Origin of the sequence: Corynebacterium sp. AOP12-C2-36, assembly GCF_052379185.1 — a bacterium.
GTDB lineage: Bacteria > Actinomycetota > Actinomycetes > Mycobacteriales > Mycobacteriaceae > Corynebacterium.
In genome coordinates, this window is the sequence record NZ_JBQSYJ010000048.1 from 1 (window position 1) to 3,642 (window position 3,642).

The 3,642-nt window shown below is 62.7% G+C and carries 2 protein-coding genes; both read right to left on the minus strand.

Translation table 11 applies throughout. The annotated features are described in order from the left end of the window. Positions 1–75: 75 nt before the first annotated feature. Positions 76–2,157, minus strand: coding sequence for a hypothetical protein (locus ACT3UN_RS16320; protein WP_444657635.1), 2,082 nt, complete (start codon positions 2,155–2,157; stop codon positions 76–78). Between the two features lie 870 nt (positions 2,158–3,027). After that, positions 3,028–3,342, minus strand: coding sequence for a helix-turn-helix domain-containing protein (locus ACT3UN_RS16325; protein ID WP_444657636.1), 315 nt, complete (start codon positions 3,340–3,342; stop codon positions 3,028–3,030). Positions 3,343–3,642: the final 300 nt, after the last annotated feature.

The following is a 3,642-nucleotide window of genomic DNA, read 5'->3' on the forward strand; positions in this document are numbered from 1 at the left end:
CTGTAATCCACTTCTGCAAGCCCGTCCAGGCCGCGGCGAGGACGTTGCGGCTATTTGTTGAACTGTTGCATTTCGTTATGCAACCTCGTCAAGCCCGTACCCGACCGTTGCTGATACCAGTATGACATCCCAGCCGGCTAGATCCTCGACGGGGAGCATCCCGGACGCCCGCTCCGGACGCCGGGCGTTCTTCCACTGGCTCTCCGTGACAGTGCCCAGCCCCCACCCGGACAGCCACGCGCAACGCTCAGCAACCGTCCCGAGCTGGTCGAGAGCGGGGATCTCAATCAGACCGTGGCGGTACCCGATCAGGATCGAGCGCAAGATCGCCTTGTCTGGCTGCTTAAGCGACCGCCCGCGTGTACCGTGTCGCCGCTGCAGGTCCCAGTGCTCCCACTGCTCCACCGTCCGCAGACATCCTTCACGACCGATCTCTTTACCGACCTCTCGTCCGCGAGTCGCGTCCGCCACCGACTCCCACGGCTCGGTATCGAAGGTAGCGACCTCGTACCGCCCGCGACCGTCACTGTCGCCCTCGACCACGCCCGCCATCGACGACATCACTGGTCGACGTTTCAAGTCGTAGTCCATCGACAGGTTGCGGTCTCGGGGGAAGGGCAGGAAGTCGCGTCGGTCGTACCGGTCGCTGAGCTGCTGGAAGCTCGGGAACTGAGTGCCCGGGTTCGGGATACGACCCTCTCGCGTCACCACGAGGTCATGAATGAGCGCCCGGTCCTCCATCGAGTCCTCGACCACATCACGAGGGATCTTGTAACCGTTGTGGGCATTCACCCCCATCACGTCCAGCGAGGTGTTCCCACGGGTCGTGAAGTTCAGCAGACGATCCTGTTCGTGCTTCGGCTCCCAGATCGCCGGGTCACCGGTCAGCGCGGTCCGTGACTCACGCAGGGCCTCGGCAAGACCGTAGAGATCGAGGTCCTCGACCTGGTCGACGGGCATATCCGAGATGAAGCCATCGGTGGTCACACTGAACACCCTGTACCCGGCCTTGGTGATCTGGTTCATCACAGCGTGTAGCTGTGCCCGGACCAACGACGTCGTCGTGGCAGCGTGGTGCGGCGAGGAGATCGCTGAACCACCCACCGACTCCATGACTTGTGCCATAGCATTCCACCCGGCGTGCTCGCTGATGTCCTGAGCAGTCTTGCCGTAGATGCTGTTCACGACAGTCTTCAAGGTCGTCTCTTCCAGGGACTTCTTCCCGAACACCTTTTTGGCGAGGTTCCGGTCGGTAATCAGCTGAGCGACACCATGACGGAGAACACGGGACGGGCCACCGTCCGGTCCGGTGAGTACACGGGCCTTGTACCCCATCGAGCAGTAGACCGTCGCACCGAGCCGCAGCGCCAACCACAGCTCTGGGCCCATGACGTATGCGCCATTGATGCCTTCGGAGGTGCGCGGGTACAGGATTGTCGAGTCAGCCAGCACAGGGATGCACGGATAGGCAACGTCCTCCGGGAACTCCCACCGGACGTAAGCGGTGACAGGCACTGTCGGGTCCGGAACATCATCCAGAGTCAGCTGACGGTCCTTCCAGACCTCTTCGACCACACCCAGACCGTCATCGGAGCAGAAGTCGAGGTCGAGCACACACCCCATCGCGGTGGGGTAGGCGTTCTGAGCGTCGACGTCGATGGTGCGCCCGGTGTAGTAACCCGGTGTCGGGCAGGAGTTCAACCCACCGTGGTATGCCTGGGCAGCGAAGTTCAGGTACGAGGACGCCTGACCGTCGACCGGTTGCAGACCGCGCTTGACGTAGTACGACAGTCCCTCACCGACCTCGACAACCTCGGCGACCTCCTCGGTCTTGACCAGACCACCGAACCGGAGCTTGAAGTCACGCTTGGCGATACCCCAGTAGTCGACGGCTGACGTGACCATCGCCTTGGCACCACCCGACGACAGTGTCACCGGCGGCATCACCCCGTCACCGTATATCCGGGACAGGTACTCCACGCAGATCACGGCGTCGTTGATTCCGTAGTCGAGGAACGCCGGAAGGCTCTCCTGCCGATACTCATGCATCCGGGAGATCCAGTCACCGGGGACCTCGAGCTTCGGCACGCCACAGCTCATGCCTAGCGCCGCCAGTGTCTTCTGACCAGCAGGAGCCTGAGCCATGGTGTCGATCACCGACAGCATGAAAGGAACACACCGCCTGCGTCCGGTGAGACGGGGGACACGGAACGGTTGCAGCGACACCAGGCCACCTGCTGCGCTGGTCAGATGGGTGAGAACGTCGGGTTCACCGCGCCCGTCCCAGAACGTCGTCATGTCAGCGCTGCCGTAATGACTGACCAGGGTAAACGGGACAGAACCGTGGTTGTAGATCCGGTCACGGAACATCCGTACGACAACGTCACCAGGACCGGACACCATCTCGGCAGGCACACCGTCTTCACCCACACCCTTGGCCAACACCGCAGAATGCTCCCACAGTCGGGCTGAGCGCCACACCTCGTATAGAGCGGTACTCAGCCTGATCCGCCGCCCTGACAGTGGCAGGATCACGATCTGCACCATCACGGAGCTGTCTCGAGGGTCCACGACGCAGAACTGGTAGCTCGCGATCACCCGCTCACCGTCAACAGTCGAGAACTCGGTGTCGAAGCCCACCATCGGAACCGAGCGACCCGACACCATTGCAGCCACCGACGGCAGCTCTGAGAACTCGATCTGAGGCTGTGAAGACGGCTTCTGAGACGGTGACGAAGCGACGCGGGGTCGGGGTCGTACCGGGGCTCCCCAGGGGGAACTCGACCCCGTGCCCTGACCTGGGGAAACAGTGCCCTTTTCTGACACGCTAATATTTTCAGTGACAGATTTCGGGTGCTGTGAGCCTCGGATCGTGTGCCTCGGGACCCGACGATCTAGGACCAGGAATCGGGCTTCCTCGGTACCGCGTGGGTTGTCGTCAACAAGCCGTCGTTTCCATCCGGGATGCTCGCCGGGATCGGGCGCCGGTTGATCGATCTTCGCTGTGAACGGCCACCGAGTCATGACCTACGCCACCCCCTGCAGGATCCGGGCGACCTCGGCGGCACGGCCCTGCGTCAGCGGGGGAGCGGTGCGTGCGATCTCACGGGCCCACTCGACGATATCGGTGGGGCTCATGTGCCTGGCACCACGGGTGGCGATAGCCGGCATTGCGTCCAGGTCGACCTGGCGGATGCGGTAGGTCCCGTTGATCATCGAGGCCGGCAGGTCACCGGACTGAATCCGGCGACGGATACTCTTCTCGCTGCACTCCAGGTATCGGGCGGCAGCCGAGATGGTGAGGGTTGCGACGCCATTGGACGTCTGGGTATGTGTGGACACGGCAAATCTCCTGGTAGTCGTCCACATCGCACTGTGGCGCTACCAGACCCAATCGGCGGTCCAGCCCGGGGAGTGTCCCCTACCAGGCAATCTCTCGGCACCGGGCCTCCGTCGCGGCCCGCCGTAACCGTCAGCGACGGTCAGACACCCTGTCCCACGGTGTCCCTGGCCTCCTGCCTGTGTCTCCCGGGGATGTCGGGCCAGGCTGACCAACGGTGTCGGTCGCTGAAGAGGATTGACTCTTAGTATACCCCTGATCAAAACATTTGCCTACCCCGAATAGTCCATTATCGAGAACTC